The organism is Caballeronia sp. LP006 (assembly GCF_031450995.1).
In the GTDB taxonomy this organism is placed as follows: domain Bacteria; phylum Pseudomonadota; class Gammaproteobacteria; order Burkholderiales; family Burkholderiaceae; genus Caballeronia.
On the sequence record NZ_JARTVW010000005.1, the window covers coordinates 1,996,097 to 2,014,592 of the forward strand.

General features: G+C 61.8%; 18 protein-coding genes and 1 tRNA gene. 11 read left to right on the forward strand and 8 right to left on the reverse strand.

What is annotated here, in order from left to right; translation table 11 throughout:
• Positions 1 to 140: 140 nt before the first annotated feature.
• Positions 141 to 491: a hypothetical protein gene (locus tag P9250_RS25930; RefSeq protein ID WP_250525878.1), complete on the forward strand. Its 351-nt coding sequence runs from the start codon at positions 141 to 143 to the stop codon at positions 489 to 491.
• A 15-nt stretch (positions 492 to 506) separates the two neighbouring features.
• On the opposite strand, the gene P9250_RS25935 is transcribed toward P9250_RS25930, so the two are convergent.
• The 3 genes from P9250_RS25935 to P9250_RS25945 all read right to left on the reverse strand — a co-directional run bounded on the left by P9250_RS25935 (position 507) and on the right by P9250_RS25945 (position 1,680).
• Positions 507 to 845, reverse strand: coding sequence for a multidrug efflux SMR transporter (locus P9250_RS25935; protein WP_244825276.1), 339 nt, complete (start codon positions 843 to 845; stop codon positions 507 to 509).
• 45 nt (positions 846 to 890) lie between these two features.
• On the reverse strand, positions 891 to 1,388 hold the full coding sequence (locus P9250_RS25940) for a heme-degrading domain-containing protein (RefSeq protein WP_310395928.1): 498 nt from the start codon (positions 1,386 to 1,388) through the stop codon (positions 891 to 893).
• Positions 1,389 to 1,603: 215 nt separating this feature from the next.
• Positions 1,604 to 1,680: transfer RNA gene (locus P9250_RS25945), tRNA-Met, on the reverse strand.
• A 203-nt stretch (positions 1,681 to 1,883) separates the two neighbouring features.
• Here P9250_RS25945 and P9250_RS25950 point away from each other — a divergent pair.
• The 3 genes from P9250_RS25950 to P9250_RS25960 all read left to right on the forward strand — a co-directional run bounded on the left by P9250_RS25950 (position 1,884) and on the right by P9250_RS25960 (position 3,147).
• Positions 1,884 to 2,255: a DUF2946 domain-containing protein gene (locus tag P9250_RS25950; protein ID WP_310395931.1), complete on the forward strand. Its 372-nt coding sequence runs from the start codon at positions 1,884 to 1,886 to the stop codon at positions 2,253 to 2,255.
• Between the two features lie 81 nt (positions 2,256 to 2,336).
• Complete coding sequence (copC, locus tag P9250_RS25955) at positions 2,337 to 2,699, forward strand: copper homeostasis periplasmic binding protein CopC (RefSeq protein ID WP_244825279.1); 363 nt, start codon at positions 2,337 to 2,339, stop codon at positions 2,697 to 2,699.
• Between the two features lie 7 nt (positions 2,700 to 2,706).
• Entirely contained in the window at positions 2,707 to 3,147 is a 441-nt protein-coding gene (locus P9250_RS25960; RefSeq protein WP_250464726.1) for a copper chaperone PCu(A)C, read from the forward strand.
• A 73-nt stretch (positions 3,148 to 3,220) separates the two neighbouring features.
• Here the strand turns inward: P9250_RS25960 and P9250_RS25965 are convergent, their stop codons facing one another.
• The gene (locus tag P9250_RS25965) at positions 3,221 to 5,782 is read right to left on the reverse strand and encodes a penicillin-binding protein 1A (protein WP_310395935.1); all 2,562 of its coding nucleotides are present in this window, start codon (positions 5,780 to 5,782) and stop codon (positions 3,221 to 3,223) included.
• Positions 5,783 to 6,336: 554 nt separating this feature from the next.
• On the opposite strand from P9250_RS25965, the gene P9250_RS25970 reads away from it, so the two are divergent.
• From P9250_RS25970 to P9250_RS25980, 3 genes are all read left to right on the forward strand, one after another.
• Complete coding sequence (locus P9250_RS25970; RefSeq protein WP_250509063.1) at positions 6,337 to 6,726, forward strand: plasmid mobilization protein; 390 nt, start codon at positions 6,337 to 6,339, stop codon at positions 6,724 to 6,726.
• A gap of 207 nt (positions 6,727 to 6,933) precedes the next feature.
• On the forward strand, positions 6,934 to 7,614 hold the full coding sequence (locus P9250_RS25975; protein WP_244825282.1) for a PspA/IM30 family protein: 681 nt from the start codon (positions 6,934 to 6,936) through the stop codon (positions 7,612 to 7,614).
• Between the two features lie 144 nt (positions 7,615 to 7,758).
• Complete coding sequence (locus P9250_RS25980; RefSeq protein ID WP_310395938.1) at positions 7,759 to 8,991, forward strand: tetratricopeptide repeat protein; 1,233 nt, start codon at positions 7,759 to 7,761, stop codon at positions 8,989 to 8,991.
• Between the two features lie 507 nt (positions 8,992 to 9,498).
• Here P9250_RS25980 and glgX read toward each other — a convergent pair.
• The gene (glgX, locus tag P9250_RS25985) at positions 9,499 to 11,709 is read right to left on the reverse strand and encodes a glycogen debranching protein GlgX (RefSeq protein WP_250492328.1); all 2,211 of its coding nucleotides are present in this window, start codon (positions 11,707 to 11,709) and stop codon (positions 9,499 to 9,501) included.
• Between the two features lie 221 nt (positions 11,710 to 11,930).
• On the opposite strand from glgX, the gene P9250_RS25990 reads away from it, so the two are divergent.
• The 4 genes from P9250_RS25990 to P9250_RS26005 all read left to right on the forward strand — a co-directional run bounded on the left by P9250_RS25990 (position 11,931) and on the right by P9250_RS26005 (position 15,129).
• Positions 11,931 to 13,319, forward strand: coding sequence for a DUF2252 domain-containing protein (locus P9250_RS25990; protein WP_250509065.1), 1,389 nt, complete (start codon positions 11,931 to 11,933; stop codon positions 13,317 to 13,319).
• Positions 13,320 to 13,491: 172 nt separating this feature from the next.
• Positions 13,492 to 13,935, forward strand: coding sequence for a large conductance mechanosensitive channel protein MscL (mscL, locus tag P9250_RS25995; protein ID WP_244825286.1), 444 nt, complete (start codon positions 13,492 to 13,494; stop codon positions 13,933 to 13,935).
• A 318-nt stretch (positions 13,936 to 14,253) separates the two neighbouring features.
• A complete protein-coding gene (locus P9250_RS26000; RefSeq protein WP_244825287.1) occupies positions 14,254 to 14,745 on the forward strand; it encodes a hypothetical protein in 492 nt (163 codons plus the stop codon).
• A 174-nt stretch (positions 14,746 to 14,919) separates the two neighbouring features.
• Positions 14,920 to 15,129, forward strand: a complete 210-nt coding sequence (locus P9250_RS26005; RefSeq protein WP_244825288.1) for a dodecin — start codon at positions 14,920 to 14,922, stop codon at positions 15,127 to 15,129.
• 73 nt (positions 15,130 to 15,202) lie between these two features.
• On the opposite strand, the gene P9250_RS26010 is transcribed toward P9250_RS26005, so the two are convergent.
• From P9250_RS26010 to P9250_RS26020, 3 genes are all read right to left on the reverse strand, one after another.
• Positions 15,203 to 16,288 carry a BMP family ABC transporter substrate-binding protein gene (locus P9250_RS26010; protein ID WP_244825289.1) on the reverse strand — a complete coding sequence of 362 codons (1,086 nt, stop codon included), beginning with the start codon at positions 16,286 to 16,288 and terminating at the stop codon, positions 15,203 to 15,205.
• A 156-nt stretch (positions 16,289 to 16,444) separates the two neighbouring features.
• Positions 16,445 to 17,374, reverse strand: a complete 930-nt coding sequence (locus tag P9250_RS26015) for an ABC transporter permease (protein ID WP_244825290.1) — start codon at positions 17,372 to 17,374, stop codon at positions 16,445 to 16,447.
• 13 nt (positions 17,375 to 17,387) lie between these two features.
• Positions 17,388 to 18,494, reverse strand: coding sequence for an ABC transporter permease (locus P9250_RS26020; RefSeq protein WP_310395944.1), 1,107 nt, complete (start codon positions 18,492 to 18,494; stop codon positions 17,388 to 17,390).
• Positions 18,495 to 18,496: the final 2 nt, after the last annotated feature.

An 18,496-nucleotide genomic window follows, 5' to 3' on the forward strand; every position in this document is an offset into this window, starting at 1 on the left:
GTTCGATGATTCGCAAGCCTCGCGCCCGGTTCGAGCCACCGTGCTTTTTCACGGCGCGCGTAGCGTATGGGACAATGCGTATCCCAAAAAGCCGCCGAAAAAACGTCCTGCGGCGAAGTCATTGCAATCACGAGGAAAAGATGAAGGAATTCGATCGGCGCTCACGCCGGCTCATCGCGCGCGCGGCGGCGCCTGGCATCGCCCTGATCGCGGTTTTTGCCATCGCCGGAACGAGCGGATGTGCTTCGTCCAACGATGCATCGCTCATCAATCTTCCCGATGGCCAGACGGGCTACGCAGTGAACTGCAGCGGCGCCGATGCCGGATCGAGCTGGGCGAGCTGCTACGTGCTCGCGGGCAAGGCATGCGGCGCGACGGGTTACGACATCGTGTCGAAGGACAACGAGGAAGGCGGTCCGAGCGGCGGCGGCTTGAACAACGTCGTGACGGCAAACGTCAAGAATCGCTCGATGATCGTACGCTGCAAGTAGCGGTGCCCCGCCGCGTCAATGCGCGCTCATCTTCGAAAACACGTTCAGCACGATGACGCCCGCGACGATCAGCCCCATGCCCAACATGGCGGGAATATCGGGCGTCTGCTTGAAGAAGAACGTGGCGACGAGCGTAATCAACACGATGCCCGCGCCCGACCACACGGCATAGACGAGGCCGACCGGCAAGGTCCGCAAGGTCAGCGACAGCAGATAAAACGACAACCCATAGCCGATCACGACGATGGTCGCGGGTAACGCGCGCGTGAAGCCATCGGAGGCGCGTAGCGCGGAGGTCGCGACGACTTCCGCGACGATCGCAATCGCAAGCAACACATAAGCGGTGGAACGCATCGGCTGGTTCGGTCTCCGTTGAGTCTTTGGAATGCGTGACGACGCTCAGACGCGGCCGAGCGACAATGCGGCGAAGTCATGGCCGAGCACCGCGCATAGCGCTTCGACCACCATCTGATGATCTTCGCGCTGCGGCAGCCCCGACACCGTCACGGAGCCGATCACGCCGACATTCGCGACGCGCAGCGGAAAGCCGCCGCCGTGCGTTGAGTAATCGGCGGCATTGAGGCCGTACTTGTCGGCGAGCGTGGTGCCCGCCTGTTGCAGCGAGAGACCGAGCCCGTACGAACTGCGGCGAAAGTGTTCGACAGTCCTCGCCTTGCGTTTTGCCCAGCGCGCGTTGTCGGGCGTGGCGCCATCGAGCGAAGCGAAGAACATGCGCTGACCGAACGTACGCACATCGATGACCACGACCGCGCCGCGCGCCATCGCCATCTCGCGCAGTTGCGTGCCGGTTTGCCAGGCTTCATCGGCATGAAACTGCGGAAACACAAGCGTGCGTTCCTGATGCGCGATGATCTGCAGATCGTGAGGAATATCCATGATGGCGTGCGTCCTTTGAAAAGGTTCGATGTGCGTTAGCGCTGACGAGCTTTAGGGGATTTTGACACGAGGGATACGCAGGCGTTGCGCCGCGTCTGGTCATGAAGTGGAGGTATTGCGACTTGCCTTACTTCCAGTACTGCGCCCATACATGTATGCAACTGCGTGCTGGAAAAGCAAAAGCCCGGTTTTAACCGGGCTTTTGCTTGAATGCTTGGTTGCGGGGGTAGGATTTGAACCTACGACCTTCGGGTTATGAGCCCGACGAGCTGCCAGACTGCTCCACCCCGCGTCCGTCGAAGAAAAGATTATAAGTCATCACTTACTCAAGCGCAATGGTCTTCATGCGTTCTTCTTCGTAAGCTCATCTTCCACGCGGGCAGCAAAGCTTCATTGGTTTAGTCGAAAGGCCATCGCGGGACGCATGGCATAATCGATCGGTCATCGAGCATTGAAAAAAGATTCGGGCACGGCATGCATTACTTGCGTCGCGGCATGATCAGAAAGCTAAGCGGGTTCGCTGCGCTATGCGCGATCCTGCTGCTTTCGTTCGCGCCGCTCGTATCGCAAACGCTGGATGGCAAGCGCGTCGAAGCGCTCTTCTCGTCCATATGCGCGTCGAGCTCGAATGGCATCGCGCATACGGTCGATACCGCATCGCACGCGAACCATGACGCTTTTTCGCATCTGCAAGCGTGCGGATATTGCGACCTGCTTGCGCATGCGCCTACGCCGCCATCGATGCCGCATGGCTTCACGGCATCGACTTTGGCCGACGACACTTTCGTCGCCAAGCAAAACAGCACCGCGCCGCATCGCATGCCGCCAGGCGTGGCGCTGCCTCGCGCGCCGCCTGCTCTCGCCTGATACGCGTTCCCCTCTTCCGACATGCCATACCTCGCGTTTGCACGCTTCGCGCGGCAAGCGTGAAAATCACAAGGATGCATCATGAGTACCCTATCCGCCTTGCGCGGCGCGCTGGCTTGCGCATTCTTCGCATCGGCGTCGTTTGCGTTCGCGCACGCGCTGCCGAAGCTGCAACAGCCTGGGCCCGGCGCGACCGTCAACGCGCCGCACGAAGTATCGATCGACTTCGGCGAAGCGCTCGAACCGACCTTCAGCAAACTGACCGTGACCAATGGTCAGGGCAAGCAGGTCAACACCGAAAAGTCCGTCGTCGATACGAAAGACAAAAAGCACATGAGCGTCGCACTTCACGACTTGCAGCCGGGCGTCTACAAAGTGCAATGGACAGCTGTCGCCGCCGATGGTCATCGCACGCAGGGCAACTATAACTTCACGGTCAAGTGAGAAAGCAATGAAGAAAATCGCTGTATTGTTCGGCGCGCTGACGTGCGCATCTTTCGCGACGCTGTCTCATGCCGCGCCGCTCGAAGCGCGCGATTGCTGGGTTCGCGCAATGCCGCCGAACCTGCCTTCGTCGGGCTACTTCACGCTGGCCAACAATGGCGACAAAGCCGTCACACTCACGGGCGTCGATACCCCCGCGTTCGGCATGGCGATGATGCACAAGTCGGATACCAAAAGCGGCACCGCGACGATGGCCCCCGTCGATTCCGTCGATGTCCCCGCGCATGGCACGCTACAGTTCGCACCGAAGGGTTATCACGTGATGCTCGAACAGCCGGGCAAGCCACTCAAGATCGGCTCGACGATTCCGCTCACGTTCAGCTTCGCGGACAAGAGCACGCTCGATGTGAGTTGCGCGGTGAAGTCCGCGGCGACGGTCGGTAACTGAAGCACCGTCACCAAAAGAAAACGCGCCGGGTTCGTTTAGAACCACGGCGCGTTTTTTTATCCTGCCTTACCCATCACGGCTTATTGAACATATCCATGATCTGCTTGCGCTCATCGGTGGTGACTTGCGGCGCGGGCGGCGCCTGCATGCCCGCCGGGCCGACGCCGCCGGTAGTGTTGGTATCGCCCGCTGTCGGATTGACGTTGTCCATGCCGATGCTCGCAACGAAGCCCGCACCCGGCGTTCGATCCGCATAGAACAGTTCGCCGTCCACGGTGGTCACGCCGTCGGGCCGCTGCATCTGTTCCTGCGGGATGCCGCGCAACGCGCGTCCCATGAAGTCGACCCAGATCGGCAACGCAAGCTGCGCGCCGAACTCGCGGCTGCCCAGCGTCTTCGGCTGGTCGTAGCCCATCCACGCCACCGCGACGAGCTGATGCTGATAGCCCGCGAACCAGCCGTCCTTGGCGTCGTTGGTCGTACCCGTCTTGCCTTGCAGGTCGCTGCGCTTGAGCACGTTGGTGCCCGAACCCGTGCCCGCCGTCGCCACCGTATGCAACAGGCTATTCATGACGTAAGCGTTGCGCGGTTCGAGCGTCTGCGGCGCGTTCTTGCTGGCCGTGAGCGGATCGGCGCGCGAAATGACGCTGCCGCGCGCATCGGCGACTTCGCCGATCAGATACGGGTTGATGCGATAGCCGCCATTCGCGAACACCGAGTACGCGCCGCTCAACTGCAACGGCGTGACGAGTCCCGCGCCCAGCGCGAGCGGCAGATACGGCGGCGTCTTGTCCTTGTCGAAGCCGAACTTCTGCGTGACGAAGTCCTGCGCGTAGCTCGTGCCGATATACGACAGGATACGAATCGACACCAGGTTCTTCGACTTCTGCAAGCCGGTGCGCATGGACATCGGGCCGTCGGGTTGATCGTCGTCCTTCGGTTCCCAGGCGTCGCCACCGGGCGATGCGGGCGGAAAGTACAGCGGCGCGTCGTTGATGATGGTCGCCGGTCCCAAGCCCTTGTCGAGCGCGGCCGAATAGATGAACGGCTTGAAGCTCGAACCCGGCTGACGCCAAGCTTGCGTCACGTGGTTGAACTTGTTCTTGTTGAAGTCGAAGCCGCCGACGAGCGCGCGGATCGCGCCGTCTTGCGGCACCATCGAAACGAGCGCGCCTTCCACTTGCGGCAATTGCGTGATCTGCCACGTGTCCTTCGCGTCCTTCGCCAGCCGGATGATCGACCCTGGCTTGATGGCAAGCGCCTTCGATGCATTGTTGCGCAGCGCGGCCGCGACGAAACGCAGGCCCTCGCCGGAAATGGTGGCCGTATCGCCGCCGACGAATTGCGCGACCACTTGCTTCGCGTTCGCCACGGTCACCACGGCAGCGACGAGTTCGCCGTTGTCCGGATGATCGACGAGCGCATCCTCGATGGCTTCGGCGCGATCGTCCGCGTTGCCCGGCAGAGCGATGCTGCCTTCCGGCCCGCGATAACCGTGACGCCGCTCGTAATCCATGATGCCCTTGCGCACGGCGCGATAGGCCGCGTCCTGATCGGCGGAATCGATGGTCGTCGTGACCGTCAGGCCGCGCGTGTACGCTTCTTCCTTGTACTGCGCGTACATCATCTGCCGCACCATTTCCGCGACGTACTCCGCATGCACGCCGTATTCGGTGCCACCCGACTTCGTGCGAAGTTCTTCGGCGACCGCCTGATCGTATTGCTCGCGCGAGATGAAGTGCAGATCGAACATGCGCTTCAGAATGTACTGCTGACGCACCTTCGCGCGCTTCGGATTGACCACCGGGTTATATGCCGACGGCGCCTTCGGCAAACCGGCGAGCATGGCGGCTTCGGCAAGCGTGATGTCCTTCAGGTCCTTGCCGAAATACACGCGCGCCGCGGCGGAAAAACCATAGGCGCGTTCGCCGAGATAGATCTGATTCATATACAACTCGAGAATCTGGTCTTTCGTCAACGCGCGCTCGATTTTGTAGGCGAGCAGCATCTCGTAGATTTTGCGCGTATAAGTCTTTTCGCTCGACAGAAAGAAGTTGCGCGCGACCTGCATGGTGATCGTACTTGCGCCTTGCGACGCGCCGCCGTGCGTGATGTCGCTCACGCCAGCACGCAGAATGCCGATAAAATCGACGCCACCGTGATCGTAAAAGCGGTAATCCTCGATGGCGAGCACCGCCTTCTTCATCTGGTCGGGAATGTCCTGAAAACGCACGAGGCTGCGGCGCTCTTCGCCGAATTCGCCGATCAGCACGTGATCCGACGTGTAGACCCTAAGCGGCACTTTCGGACGATAGTCGATCAGCGCATCGAGCGAAGGCAGGTTCGGCTCCATCACGACGAGCGCATAGCCGACGATCAGCCCGCCCACCACCACGCCGATAGCCGCGAGCCCTGCCAACCACAGCGCGACGCGCGCGAGCGGCGAGCGTCGGGAATCGCGCCCGTCGCGGCCATTCTTTCCATTGCGGCCGCCATTGCCGCCATTGCCGCCATCGCGTCCGTTGCCGCCGTTGCGTCCATTGCCGCCGCCGGCGTCGTTGGATGAGTCGTTCCAGCGAGGTTCGCAATTCAGTCGCGATGAATTCGTAGAGTCGGGTCGTTTGATGATAGGCATGACTGGGATCGTTCCGCGCGCCTCGAAGCGCGCGCTCTGTGGCGCCTTGGGTATGTCAGCGCCTGAGCACTTTCAGAAAGACGGGACCAAGCGAATGGGCAGGCCGGCTTCGACCGTATGGGACGGTAACCGTGAATAACAGCGCATTTTAAAGAATTCGCAGGCGACGCTACAAAACCCGTCGCGATTTTTTGTAAGTAATTGCCGATGTGGCGCCCGAAACCCGGTCTTCGGCGGAAAGGGTCGGGGTTGCACCAGGGTTATCCACCGAAAGTGTTGAGAGCCTTGTGGACAACCGTATGAGAAAATAGCCAAGTGGTTGATCGAAGAGCAGTTTTTCGAAATGCCCGAGGATCGTCGCCATGCGGTCGCGGCCGCACGCGCGAGCCCGCGAAACCGATATGATTGGTTTTAAGCCGCTCAGGTTTTAAGAGTGGCGCCAGAAGTTGCGGTAAAGAAGTCGTGCCGTTTGATGATAGGGAACGCGGTTCAAGCGCCCACTCGTGCGTACGCGCTTACGCGCTTACAACCGCCCTACTATTTGCGAGCTGCTCATGACGACCAAGCCTACCGAACGCATCGTTGTTTTCGTGACCCCGGCGCAGAAACTCGCCATCAGCAACACGGCGGATCAGCTCGGCATCAGCGTGAGCGAGCTGATGCGGCGTGCAGTGCTCAACTTCAACGCAACGAGCGAGCAGATCAAGGCAGCGGGTATCGTAGATCGCCTGCGCGCGCCCAAGGCACCCGATCCACTGACCGTGGCCTTGCGCAGCGTCGCCGCCAAGGCCGCGGCCCGCGAGGCGCGGGAAGCAGCGGCAAGCGCCACCAAGCGCGCGGCCGCGAAGCCTGCGCACCTTCCTGTGCCCGACGAATCCGCAAGTCCCGACGAACCTCTGGACGACGATGCCTCTCTAACCGACGACGGCCGCGCGGACAACTGAAGCACGCGCTGTATTCCGCTTCGTTCGTTTGCACGACGTTACACTCCTTCACCTTGCTTAAGCCCCGATTAAGGCGCGGCATGCTCTAATAAGCGGGGTAAACCCGGTCGTCATCGGCTGGTCAACGACGCTTGCAATCCTGCGCCATGCGCCTCACATTCGAGCCGCGCGGGCTTGCATGCCGCGGTCTTCATCAAGGAGAAATACATGTCGCTTCTGGATTCCATCACGCGCACGGTCAAAGGTCTGCTCAACGACGCAGCCGACACTATGCAGGACCCATCGCGCGATGCGCGGCAGATCGTGCGCGAGCTCGACGACAGCATCGCCAAGGCTGAGAACTCGTTGATCGAAATCGAGGCGCAGGTCGCCACGCAGCAGAGCAAGCGCGACGTCGCGGCCGAGAAAGCGAAGAAGTACGAAGACGGCGCGAAGCGCGCGCTGCAAACCGGCGATGAAAGCCTCGCGCGCGAAGCTCTCGCCGCGCAAGCCAACGCCGAGACGGAACGCGATGCCCTCGCCGGCGAATTGCAGACACTCGTGCCTTCGGTGGAGCATTTGAAGCAGCAGATCAACGACATGCGTCAACGTCGCAACGACTTGAACGCGCGCTCGAACATTCTGCAGGCCAAGCAGCAGATCGCCACCGCGAAAGACACGGCGGCGACCGCGCTGGGCGGCATCGGCGGAAAGAATCTGTCCGAAGACTTCCAGAAGCTCGAAGACAAGGTGCAGTTGGCCAACGCGCGCTCGGACGCGCGTCTGAATTCGGCGGATCAGAAGTCGGGCAAGGCGCTCGATGACAAACTCGCGGCGCTCAATCGCGGTCCGTCCGTGGAAGACCGTCTCGAAGCGCTGAAGAAGCAGTTGAATACGCCGGCGCAGTAATATGTTCGTCAGTGCGCGGCGCGGCCCTGGCGGCTCGCGCGCGCGTCGGACGAATCAGCGGGAATCGCGCTTGCATGCAAGCATTCGCTTTCCCCGATTGCAGCTCAGAAAGGAGACGGGTGCTTATCGCGCCCGGCCTGCAACATGAAAAAGACTCTGTCGGCTCTTGCGCTCTCGCTGTCCCTGGCCTTTTGCCTGTCGGTTGCGTCTCCGCTCGCCTTCGCCGTGCCAACCGCGCAGCAAGTCGAGCAGTCGATGACGCAAGGCAACTGGCAAAAGGCCGATTCGCAGTTGAGCGAAGTGCTCGACGCGCATCCGAAGAATGCTCATGCGCATTATCTCTATGCGCAGGTGCTCGATCGCGAAGGCCGCTATAGCGACGCGCTTTCGCATCTTCAACAGGCGCAGTCCATCGATCCCGCGCTTGGCTTCACGACGCTCGCGCGCTTCAACGAAACGCAGGCGCGCATTCAGGCCGATGCGAATCGCGCCAGCATCAGCCCAAACGCCGGTAACGAGACGCGCAGTTCGACCGGCGCGGTCGCGACCAATCCGTTCAATCAGGGCGCACAGGTCGCGCCGCAGAAACATGGACCGTCGATCGGCATGTGGATCGGCTTGATCGTGCTGATCGGTGCGATTGCGCTCGTGCTGCGCTGGGGAATGAAGCGCGCCCGCGTCCGTGACGATGGCCGCGCCGACGACGATCGTCGCACGCAACTCAAACGCGCGACCGAACTGCTGAACGAAGTGCGTTCGCTCAAGCTCGACGTCCGGCTTTCCACGACGCCTGGGCATGAGGCATTGCTAAAGGAAGTGGAAGGCGCCGAGACGCAATTGCGTGAGATGGTCGAGGCGTTGTCGGATGCCAAAAACCCCGTGCCGCCGTATGCGATTCAGGATTTGGAAAATCAGGTGGCGAGTTTGAAGGCGCGCGCCGAAGGCCGTCCCGACCCGAACGCTGCCCAGGCCGCGGCGCAGGGACAGTCGGCGTATGCGCAAGAAGCGGAGCGCTTCGGGCGCGGGCAGCAGCAGCCTTACGGGCCGCAGGGGCCTTATCCTCAACAGGGTCCGTATCCGCAGCAAGGGCAACAGCCACCGGTCGTCATTCAGCAAGGCGGCGGTGGATTTGGCGGCGGCATGGGCGGTTTGTTGACTGGCGTGCTGCTTGGCGAAGCGCTGTCGAACGGACGAGAACGCGTAATCGAGCGTGACGTGCCGGTGGAACGTCGCAACGACAACGGCGGCGGCCTGGACTTCGGCAATGGTGGCGGCGGCGGTGGCGGTCTCGACTTCGGCAACGGCTCGAACGATTGGAGCGATGGCGGTGGCGGCGTAGACCTCGGCAGCACAGATGATAGCTGGCGCGATACGTGATTCGCGCGGTTTGAAACTGGCGTTATGAGCCCCGCTTCGTGCGGGGTTTTTTTTGGGGGCGCTCGCTTGGCTTTTCGGCCGGAACGTTCAGCATGTGGAACGTGCGCTAAAGCTCGAGATTTCGAGCATTAGCAGCTTTGGAGACCGACCCAGTCCGGCACGTCGACGAGTGTTGCTGCCATAAACCCGCGCAAAAGCTCAATACCTCAGGGACGCGAAAGGCTCACCCCCCGCCACCCAAAAACCGCAACAACGCCCACAAGAACTTGAAGAACCCAACCACGAATTCCCAAATGCGTTCGAGCTGATCCCAGGTTGCAACGCGCATCAACGCTTGCAGCATCATGCGCCAGGCGTCGCGCGAAGTCTTTCATGCAACCGCACAGGGAAAAAGAAGCGAAATGGCATGGTTAAAAAAAGAGGCGGCTCTCCGCCGCCTCGTCGTCATCGAGGGAACTGCATGATAACCGCTTGCGTCCGGTCACTACGCAAGGGTCATCTCATTCCTCACGCGGCCGGTTTGTCTTCCGGCGCATCGGGCGGCACGTCATCCGTCAGCGCTTCTTCCAGTCGCTTGAAGATTCGCCGCGTCGCACCGCGCGCATGCAAGGCCAACAGCAGCAGCGAACGCCCCGTCACCTGATACACGTTGCCCGAGTCGAAATCTTCCAGTTCCTCGCGAATCGGCGCGTTCGTATCGATGAGGCAACTCCACTGATCCGAGCCCGGGATATCAGGCAGCTTGAAATCCACGACATCGTGATATGAATTGACGATCAGCAGCAACGTCGCATCGGATGCCGGCTTGCGAATGCCCGTCGCCTGCGCGCGACCGTCGAGCACCATGCCGAAGCAGCGCATGTTCGGGTCGCCCCATTGCTCGTCCGACAGTTCCTGGCCGTCCGGACTGAGCCACTTAACGTCCGCGACTTCGAGATCCTGGCGATACTCGCCAGTCAGGAAGCGCTGACGCCGCAGCACGGGCAGCGTATGGCGCAAGGTCGTCAATTTGCGGACGAACTCGGTAAGCGCGCGACCTTCGTCGTCGATATCCCAGTTCACCCAGCTGATATCGTCGTCCTGACAATACGCGTTGTTGTTACCCTCTTGCGTGCGGCCGAATTCGTCGCCGGCCAGGATCATCGGCGTGCCCTGCGAGAACAGGAGCGTCGCGAGCAGATTGCGCTTCTGGCGCTCGCGCAGCGCGCGAATCTCGGGATCGTCGGTCGGACCTTCCACGCCGCAGTTCCACGACTTGTTGTCCGAATGGCCGTCCTTGTTGTCTTCGCCGTTCGCGTCGTTATGCTTGTCGTTGTAGGAGACGAGATCGTTGAGCGTAAAGCCGTCGTGCGCCGTGATGAAGTTCACGCTCGCCCACGGACGGCGTCCGCGCTTGTTGAACTTGTCGCCCGACGCGGTCATGCGCGTGGCGAGTTCTGGCGCTTCGCCTTCGTCGCCCTTCCAGAAACCGCGCACGGTATCGCGATAACGGTCGTTCCATTCCGCCCAGCCCGGCGGGAAACCGCCGACCTGATAGCCGCCCGGACCGCAATCCCACGGCTCCGCGATCAGCTTCACGGTCGCGAGGATAGGGTCCTGACGGCAGCTGTCGAGGAACCCGCCGCCTTCGTCGAATCCATAGGTCTCGCGTCCGAGAATGGTGGCGAGATCGAAGCGGAAGCCATCGACGTTCATTTCCGTCACCCAGTAACGCAGGCTGTCGGTGACCATCTGCAAGACACGCGGATGCGAAAGATTGAGCGTGTTGCCCGTGCCCGTATCGTTGATGTAGTAACGCGGCTCGTCCGGCATCAGCCGATAGTACGACGCGTTGTCGATACCCCGGAACGACAGCGTCGGCCCGCGTTCGTTGCCTTCGGCGGTGTGGTTGTAGACCACGTCGAGGATCACTTCGAGGCCGGCTTCGTGCAGGCGGTCGACCATCTCCTTGAACTCCGCGATCGCACCCGAACCGCGCGCAAAGAAGCGCGGATCGGCAGCGAAAAAGCCGATGGTGTTGTAGCCCCAGTAGTTCGTGAGTCCCTTGTCGAGCAGGTAGCTGTCGTTGACGAACGCCTGGATCGGCATCAGTTCGACGGACGTTACGCCCAGACTCTTGATGTAATCGACGATTTCCTTCTGGCCGAGCCCTTCGAACGTGCCGCGCATATGCTCGGGAATCGCCGGATGGCGCTTCGTGAAGCCGCGCACGTGGGTCTCGTAGAAGATCGTGTGTTCCCAAGGCACGCGGCCACGTGTCGGGTGCGTCCACGAGAACGTCTGATCGACGACCTGGCACTTCTGCATGAAGGGCGCGCTGTCGCGTTCGTCGAAGGTGAGATCGTCGCCTTCCGCGTTGAGCGTGTAGCCGAACACGGCGGGGTCCCACTTTAGTTCGCCAACGTGCGCCTTGGCATACGGGTCGAGCAGCAACTTGTTCGGATTGAAGCGATGTCCCGCTTCGGGCTCGTACGGTCCGTGCACGCGATAACCATAGACCGCGCCAGGCGCCAAGTCGTTGATGTAGACGTGCCAGACTTCGTCGGTATATTCGGGCAATTCGATGCGATGCGTCTCCTGCTCGCCCTTTTCGTCGAAGAGGCACAGCTCGACTTTGGTGGCGTGGGCGGAAAACAGCGCGAAGTTGACGCCTTTTCCGTCCCAGGTCGCGCCGAGCGGAAAGGGAGAGCCCTCGGCAATGCGGAGTTCGTTCGGCATGAGATGATGAGTTCGAATAGAGTGACGCGTAAAGCGTCGGGATGATGTGTCGCGTTGGGCGATTCCAGCGGACATGAGTGAGCACATCGCGTGCCCACGCGCACGCAGGCCCCTCCGGCGTGATGCTTGCTTCGGCGCAAGATTAGATCGACACGCCGACCGAGTGAGTGGGCGTGCCTTGTAAAAACTATCGGCGCGCAAGCGTCTGAAGGAGAATTCGCTTGCCCACGCGCCCGAACTCCTTGGCATCGACATCATCCGATACGCTTGGCACGGCCGAGGAAAGCCGCGCCAAGGGCCGCGCGCTGCGCGACGCCGTGCCCTTCGAAGCCCACGCGGGCTGGCAGCCCGAAGCCAACCGGCCGAACCCTGTCGAGCGCGTGCTCGCCGTCAACGCCGGCCGTCAAGAGCGGCTCATCCCGCTGCGCATGGCGCGCATGGCCGAGTCGCCGTTCGCGTTCCTGCGCGGGTCGGCCACGGTCATGGCCTGGGATCTGGCGAAGTCGCCCTCGATCGGGCACAACGTGATCATCGACGGCGACGCGCACATCAATAACTTCGGACTCTTTCGCACGCCGCGTCAGGACGTGGTGTTCGACCTCAACGATTTCGACGAAACGCTCGTCGGTCCGTGGGAGTGGGACCTGAAGCGCCTCACCGCGAGCATCAACGTGGCGGCGCGCGAAAATGGCGTCGATGCGAGCGGTCGCGAGCGCGCGGTGCGTTCGGCATGCGCGGCGTATCGCACGTCCATGGCTTCGCTCTGGCAGGTGAGCCCCTACGATCTCTGGCAGATGCGTTCATACGCGAGCGCCCTCCACATCGACGCGCCGACCAGGCTCGATGCCAACGAGAAGGAAACCATCACGAAAACGGTCGAGCGCGCAATGAAGCGGTCGCACGCGACCATGCTCGCCAAGGTCGCCGAACCCGCTGGCAAAAGCTGGCGCTTCAAGGTCGATCCGCCGATTCTCACGCGCCTCGACGCCGCCGAGAAGAATCATGTGGTCGATGGCCTGAAGCCGTATCTGCAAACCATCGCGGGCGAATGGCGCATCATGCTGGAACGCTACGAAGTCGCCGATGTGGCGCATCGCGTGGTGGGCGTCGGCAGTGTCGGCACGCGCGCCTATCTCGTGCTCATGCTCGGCCGGGCGCTCGGCGACCCGCTGTTCATCCAGGTGAAGGAAGGCATCGTGCCGGCCGCCGCGCCCTTCGTCGCGCCGCTTGACGAGACGCAGCAGCATCAGGGGCGTCGCGTCGTGCAAGGGCAAAGGCTCATGCAGAGTTCGTCGGATGCGCTGCTTGGCTGGACCACCATCGCCGGGCGCGATTTCTACGTACGCCAGATGAAGCAGATTCGCGGCTCCATTCCCGTCGATTGGCTGCATGGCGCGACCTTCGATTTCTACGCGTGGTGTCTCGGCCTTCTGCTCGCTCGCGCGCACGCCCGCACGGGCGACGCCGCGCTGATCACGGGCTATTGCGGCACCTCCGACAAGTTCGACGCCGCCTATGCAAGCTGGGCCGAACGCTACGGCGCACAGACTGTCGCGGATCACGCGGCATTCTGCGCGGCTATCAGCGTGGGTCACGTGAGCACGACCTGAAAGGCATGTCCCGCGCGCCGCGCGCACGTTCATCGAGCGAATTGACTATCATGCTCGTGTCTCCGGACAAAGCGCGCGCCTTATGGCGTTTCGTCTGTGGATCAATGGCATAGCCCTTGCTGCCGCTTTTAACTCGCAAAAAACGTCTCACACCAACCGGAGGAAGCCGCGCATGAGCATGATCGACGAATTCAAGAACTTCGCCCTCAAAGGCAACGTGATGGACCTCGCCGTTGGTGTGATCATCGGCGGCGCTTTCTCGACGATAGTCAACTCCGTCGTGAAGGATCTGATCATGCCGGTGGTCGGTCTGGCCACGGGCGGGCTCGACTTCTCGAACCTTTTCATACGTCTGGGGCAGATACCGCCCAGCTATAAAGGCAATCCCGATTCGTATAAAGACTTGCAGACCGCGGGTGTCGCGGTGTTCGGCTACGGTTCGTTCATTACCGTGCTGATCAACTTCATCATCCTTGCGTTCATCATCTTTCTGATGGTCAAGTTCATCAACAATTTGCGCAAGCCCACCGAAGCGCCGCCGCCGCCCGCCGCTACGCCGGAAGACGTGTTGCTGCTGCGCGAGATCCGCGACGAGCTGAAACGGCCGCGCGTCTGATTCGATCACGGCCGCAAGCCCGGTTCGTCGAGCGCGTGAGCGCATTGCATCCGGGCGCACCCACCCGTCAATTGGTGCGCCCCCCCGCTTTTTTCTTTCTTTAGGCTGTTCGACAGGGCAGCAGCGGGACTATTATTGAGATAGATGCTCAGAGGGATGCCAGCGGGCCGCCAAACGGTCATCGGCATGATTCGTGCGCCACGGGTGTGCACCGGTAGCAGAACCCGGCGTGCATTCAAGTTTGCGAATCACCGTGACCGGATCACATCGATGCGCTATAAAAGATCGACGTGCGGCACGCAAGACGGGAGTGGCCGCATGAGGACGCTGCGTTTCTTGCAAATCTTTTTCAGGCGAGTTTTTATGTCCTTCCCGAAAAAGCGTAAACGTGTGAAAGCTGATGGCGACGAGTCTTTCCTCGCCGTGGTGCGGCATTTCAAGCCGTTCGGTCAGCTCGATACGAAAATTGCACGCGCTCGCGCGCAGGACGAGCCTGTGCTCTACGCGCATGTGCTGCCAGGGCTCGATGTCCTGCTATGCAGCGTGCGCGGCGCTCAACCGCCCTATCCCGCCATCGACGAACTGCACAGGCGCTGCGTGGAGTCGATCACAAACGCGCTCGAACAGCCGCTCGACGGTCTGGAGAACGGCGGCTACTGGTACGAAGCGAACGGCTTCGGCTTCCTCGTGTTTGCGAGCCGCGCTCGCACGCAGATCTTGAGCGAATTCGGCGCGACCGTTTCGGCGCGCAGGCGGCGCGGCGCGCGTCGTCAGGATGCGGGCGACGCCGCATCGCGTCCGCTGCGCTGATTCCCGGCTGAATTCCTTCGATGTTTTCCCCTGCGCCTCGCTCTTTCGCGAGGCGCGCGTCTTTCATGCGTCGGCTGCGTGTTGGCGCACGCCTTGCTGCATCGACACCGCGAGTATTTCGCATTGCACCCGTTCGCCCCGAGCGATCGCCATGCTTTTCACAAGGAGAACATCATGACGGAACACGTCTACAAGCAGATCGAACTCACCGGCTCGTCGCAGGAATCGAGCGATGACGCCGTGCGCGTCGCACTGTCGAAGGCATCGAAGACGCTGCGCAACATTCACTGGTTCGAAGTGACGGAAACGCGCGGACATGTCGAAGACGGCAAGATCCAGCACTGGCAGGTGACGATCAAGGTCGGCTTGCGTATCGAAGACTGATTGCTTCAATTAAAAACCGCGCGTCGTGGCAGCACGACGCGCGGTTTTTCGTTTCGCAGCCTGCTCGCGAGGCTTACTTCGGCAGCGAGCCGTCGACACCTTCCACGTACCAGTTGATACGCTGCATTTCCGGGTCGGTCAGCGTCTTGCCGGCCGGCACCTTTTCCGCGCCCGACTGATCCTTGATCGGACCCGTGAACACATCCCACTTGCCCGAGTGCAGATCGTCACGCTTCGCCGATACGGCTTGCATGGCCTTCGGCGGAATCGCGCTGCTGTTCAGGTCTTCGAGGTCCACGGCCTTCTGCGGCATACCGAGCCACACCGGGTCGTTCTTCCACTTGCCATCGAGCACTTGCTGAATGACCGCGTTGTAGTACACGCCCCAGTGCGCGACCACCGAACCCAAATGCGCGTTCGGGCCGAACTTCTTCATGTTCGAATCCCAGCCGAAGGCGAACACGTGCTTCTCGTTCGCGGTGTTGAGCGTGGCGTTCGAGTCGGTGTTCTGCAAGAGCACGTCCGCGCCCTGACCGATCAGCGTTTCGGCAGCCTGCTTTTCCTTGCCCGGATCGAACCAGCTGTTGATCCAGATGACCTTCGTGTGGACCTTCGGATTCACCGAACGCGCGCCCATCGTGAACGCGTTGATGTTGCGGACCACTTCGGGAATCGGCACCGATGCCACGAAGCCCAACGTATTGCTCTTCGTCACATAACCGGCGGCGACGCCTGCCAAGTACGCGCCTTGATACATCCGCACGTCATATGTGCCGAAGTTTTTGGCCTTCTTGAAGCCCGTGGCCGTGAGGAAAATCGTGTCCGGGAAATCCTTCGCCACCTTCAACTGGAAGTCCTGATAGCCGAAGCTCGTGCCGAAGATGACCTTGTTGCCCTTGTTCGCCAGATCGCGGAACACGCGCTCCGAGTCGGCGGATTCCGGCACGTTTTCCACGCGCGTGATCTTGATCTTGTCGCCGAACTTCGCTTCGGCTTCCTTGCTGCCCGCGTCGTGCGCGAAGGTCCAGCCTGCATCGCCCGGATTGCCGAGATAGACGAACGCGACGCCCGGTGCATCCGCCGCTTGCGCGCTCGCCGTCGCGAGCGTGGCGGACAAAGCGACGGTTGCCGCGATTGCCTTCAGCCATGGTTTATTCATTGTGTTTCTCCTGGTCGATGTTGTTTGATGAGCCACGAAATGGAAAACGACGTGCGCCAGTTTCGTCGGAAAAAAATCGCAACGGAACCGTCTGACGGCGCGCGTGCTGCCTCCCTGCAACAGCGGAGAACCGCGCGCGCGTTGCCAAATCCACGTTCAGCTTGCCGCGAAGAACGGCTTGCCAAGCGATGCGGGCGCGTTCAGCTTGATGGTGTTCGGATTGCGCGAGATCAGCACCAGCACGACGATGGTCGCGATATACGGCAGCATCGCGAGAAACTGTGTCGGCACCGGCACGCCGATGGCCTGCGCGTAGAACTGCAGCGCCATCACGGCGCCGAACAAGAGCGCGCCGATCAAAAGACGCCCTGGCCGCCACGTGGCGAACACGACGAGCGCGAGTGCAATCCAGCCGCGTCCGGACGTGAGCTGCTCCTGCCAGACGTGCAAATAGACGATGGAGTAATAGCCGCCCGCGATACCGGCCATCGCGCCGCCGAAGAGCGTTGCGCCGTAGCGCACGCCGACCACGGGAAAGCCCACCGAGTGCGCGACCGAAGGCGATTCGCCGACCGAGCGCAGCACGAGCCCCGCACGCGTCTTGTAAAGAAACCAGCCGATCACGCCAAACATGATGAACGCAAGATAGCCGAGCGGCGTAAGCGAGAAGATAGCCGGGCCGAGCACGGGAATGCTGGCAAGACCCGGAATCGGCATCACGTCGATGCTCGCGCGCACTGCCGCCGACGTGTACGGCTTGCCCACGTAGGCCGAAAAGCCGATGCCGAAGATCGTCAGCGAAAGGCCGGTGGCGACTTGATTCGCAAGCATGGTGATGGTGAGAAAGCCGAACAGCAGCGCCATCGCGATGCCCGCGAAAATCGACGCGACGATGCCGAGCCACGGATTACCCGTGATCGATGTCACCGCGTAGCCGGTGACGGCGCCCATCAGCATCATTCCCTCGACGCCCAGATTGAGCACGCCGGACTTTTCCGCGACGAGTTCGCCCGCGCCCGCGAACATCAGCGGAATGGCCGCGACGACCGCGCTCGAGGCGAGATTGCTGGCTTGATTGATATCCATGTCGTAGGTCTCGTCAGGAAGCGTGATGCGCGATCGCGCGGCGCCGGATGCGGTAATTGACGAACAGGTCGCAACCGAGGAGGCAAAAGAGCAGCAAGCCCTGGAAGACGCCCGCAAGCGCCTGCGGCAGTTGCAGCGAGGTCTGCACCGCCTCGCCGCCGAGGTAGAGCAGCGCCATCAGGAGACTTGCGAGCACGATGCCCACCGGATGCAGCCGTCCCACGAACACGACGATGATCGCCGTGAAGCCGTATCCCGGCGACCAGCCCGCCTGCAATTGCCCGATAGGCCCGGCCACTTCGCCCATGCCCGCGAGCCCGGCGAGGCCGCCCGAGAGCAGGAGCGAGGTCCAGATGGTCTTCTTGTCCGAGAAACCGGCGTAGCGCGCGGCGAGCGGCGCAAGACCGCCCACGTTCATGCGAAAGCCCGCGAAACTCTTGCGCATGAAAACCCACACGAGCGGCACCGCGATGGCCGTGAGAAACACCGACGCGTTGATACGCGTGCCCTTGAGCCGCGTCCAGTGCCAGTCGCCGTAGAGACGCGGGAAGAGCGCGTCGTCGCCGAACATCGCCGAGATGGGGAAGTTCATGCCTTCGGGGTCGCGCCACGGGCCGCTCACGAGATAGATCAGCAACTGCGTGGCGACGTAGGTGAGCATGAGGCTCGTCAGAATCTCGTTGGTGTTGAAGCGGCTCTTGAGCAGCGCGGGAATCGCCGCCCAGAGCATGCCGCCCACGACGCCGCCGAGCATCATCAAGGGCAGCGTCCACCAGCCGGAGGTATCGCCGACATGGATGGCGATGCCGCCCGCGACGATGCCGCCGAGAAGCATCTGCCCTTCCGCGCCGATATTCCACACGTTCGCGCGATAACCGACCGCAAGCCCGAGCCCGATCAGGCACAAGGGCGACGCCTTCAGCACGAGCTCCGACCAGCCGTTCACGTTCGAGAGCGGTTCGACGAAGAACGCGTGCATCGCGCGCAGCGGGTCCTGCCCGACGAGACTGAAGATCAGGAAGCCGATGACGAGCGTCGCCACCGCGGCGACCACGGGCACGGCGAGCTGCATGGCGCGCGACGGTGTCGGGCGCGCTTCGAGTCGATAAGGGAAGATCATCT

Coding starts and splice junctions, on each gene's coding strand:
- P9250_RS25930 (WP_250525878.1), top strand. CDS start 141: ATGAAGGAATTCGATCGGCGCTCACGCCGGCTCATCGCGCGCGCGGCG.
- P9250_RS25935 (WP_244825276.1), bottom strand. CDS start 845: ATGCGTTCCACCGCTTATGTGTTGCTTGCGATTGCGATCGTCGCGGAA.
- P9250_RS25940 (WP_310395928.1), bottom strand. CDS start 1,388: ATGGATATTCCTCACGATCTGCAGATCATCGCGCATCAGGAACGCACG.
- P9250_RS25950 (WP_310395931.1), top strand. CDS start 1,884: ATGATCAGAAAGCTAAGCGGGTTCGCTGCGCTATGCGCGATCCTGCTG.
- copC (WP_244825279.1), top strand. CDS start 2,337: ATGAGTACCCTATCCGCCTTGCGCGGCGCGCTGGCTTGCGCATTCTTC.
- P9250_RS25960 (WP_250464726.1), top strand. CDS start 2,707: ATGAAGAAAATCGCTGTATTGTTCGGCGCGCTGACGTGCGCATCTTTC.
- P9250_RS25965 (WP_310395935.1), bottom strand. CDS start 5,782: ATGCCTATCATCAAACGACCCGACTCTACGAATTCATCGCGACTGAAT.
- P9250_RS25970 (WP_250509063.1), top strand. CDS start 6,337: ATGACGACCAAGCCTACCGAACGCATCGTTGTTTTCGTGACCCCGGCG.
- P9250_RS25975 (WP_244825282.1), top strand. CDS start 6,934: ATGTCGCTTCTGGATTCCATCACGCGCACGGTCAAAGGTCTGCTCAAC.
- P9250_RS25980 (WP_310395938.1), top strand. CDS start 7,759: ATGAAAAAGACTCTGTCGGCTCTTGCGCTCTCGCTGTCCCTGGCCTTT.
- glgX (WP_250492328.1), bottom strand. CDS start 11,709: ATGCCGAACGAACTCCGCATTGCCGAGGGCTCTCCCTTTCCGCTCGGC.
- mscL (WP_244825286.1), top strand. CDS start 13,492: ATGAGCATGATCGACGAATTCAAGAACTTCGCCCTCAAAGGCAACGTG.
- P9250_RS26000 (WP_244825287.1), top strand. CDS start 14,254: ATGAGGACGCTGCGTTTCTTGCAAATCTTTTTCAGGCGAGTTTTTATG.
- P9250_RS26005 (WP_244825288.1), top strand. CDS start 14,920: ATGACGGAACACGTCTACAAGCAGATCGAACTCACCGGCTCGTCGCAG.
- P9250_RS26010 (WP_244825289.1), bottom strand. CDS start 16,288: ATGAATAAACCATGGCTGAAGGCAATCGCGGCAACCGTCGCTTTGTCC.
- P9250_RS26015 (WP_244825290.1), bottom strand. CDS start 17,374: ATGGATATCAATCAAGCCAGCAATCTCGCCTCGAGCGCGGTCGTCGCG.
- P9250_RS26020 (WP_310395944.1), bottom strand. CDS start 18,494: ATGATCTTCCCTTATCGACTCGAAGCGCGCCCGACACCGTCGCGCGCC.